We start from the raw sequence: 1,281 nt of genomic DNA, 5'->3' as shown, positions 1-1,281 counted from the left end.
ATACGCGCGTTGAAGAAGAACTCAATAACCTCAGTGAAGAGCTAGATAATTTTGCCTTTAATAATAATAAAGAAAAGGAGGTAAAATATGTCAACTAAATTACCGTGGACGAGGCTTTTTGCAGATAGGTGGGCAGTAGTTGTCGATTATTTACCTCCTGTAGAAGGTAATATCTATATGAGATTGCGGTTTCGCATGCTTCGTACTGGTGAACCTCTTTTTTGTAACATTAAAGTTTTGTCTCATTACACTGGTTATTCAGTAAAGAAATTTGAGACAGCTTTGAATGTTTTGCTAGAAGAAGGATATATTATTCGTTTAGCAGATGGTCGTTTATGGAATCTCGATGTTGAAGAAGAACTCAATAACTTCACTGAAGAGCTAGATAATTTCACTTGCAATAATAATAATGAAGAGGGAGGTGAAGTATGTCAACTAAGTTGCCATGGACGAGGCTTTTTGCAGACAAGTGGCTTCTTGATCTTGCTTGTTTACCCGCAATTGAAGGCAATGTTTATATGCGATTGCGATTGCAAATGTTGCGCACTAGAGAGCCTCTTGTAAATGATGCGCAAATATTATCTCATTTTACGTGTTGTTCAGTAAAAAGATTTCAGAAGGCATTAGATTACTTATTTAGATCTGGACATATTGTTCTTTCAGAAGATGGTCATTTGTGGTGTCCAGATGTTGAAGAAGAATTAAAAAATTCAGACGAAACTTTAAATAAGTTTGCAGAAAGAGCAGCAAAAGCCGCCAATACGAGGAAACATAAAAATCAAGAAGATTCTTCAAGATGTCTTCAAGAGGGTACAATAACAATATATATAAAAAAAATAAAACTAACGTTTTATTAAAAAAAGAAATTGATTTTGAAGATTTAGAAACAATCGATTTAGTTGACGAGCCAATCGAGTGTGATGTTGAAAGCCAATCAGAGCAAACCAACCAACCTTCCATTCACGAGCAAGAGAACGTTCCCAAAAAAGCAAAACGAGCGCAAGCTAATCGCGGCTGTCGATTGCCTGCGGATTTTGAACCCGATTACGATTTTGCAATCGAAGAGGGCTTGCCGGCAGAGCGTGTGAAAGTCGAAATCGCAAAGTTTCGAGATTATTGGCGTTCAAAAGCCGGAGCAAATGCAACCAAAACCGATTGGCAAGCAACATGGCGTAACTGGGTACGCAAGGCGGTTGATGATTTAGAGAAAACGAAAAACACGAACAACAATGGTGGAAACAATGGAAACTTTTCAAAAGATCAAAGAACTCGTGGTGGTAC

At 37.7% G+C, this 1,281-nt stretch carries 2 pseudogenes; both read left to right on the top strand.

The features are described from left to right. Positions 1–87 precede the first annotated feature (87 nt). Positions 88–388: pseudogene (locus ACFIK1_RS09930) on the top strand (DUF1376 domain-containing protein); the annotation flags it as partial. A gap of 40 nt (positions 389–428) precedes the next feature. Next, positions 429–1,281 (top strand): annotated as a pseudogene (locus ACFIK1_RS00990) (hypothetical protein); the annotation flags it as partial.

Source organism: Bartonella sp. OC16QHHD (assembly GCF_042194035.1).
Lineage (GTDB): Bacteria > Pseudomonadota > Alphaproteobacteria > Rhizobiales > Rhizobiaceae > Bartonella.
The sequence above is the reverse complement of the archived record's forward strand: the minus strand, read 5'-3'. Positions and strand labels throughout refer to the sequence as shown.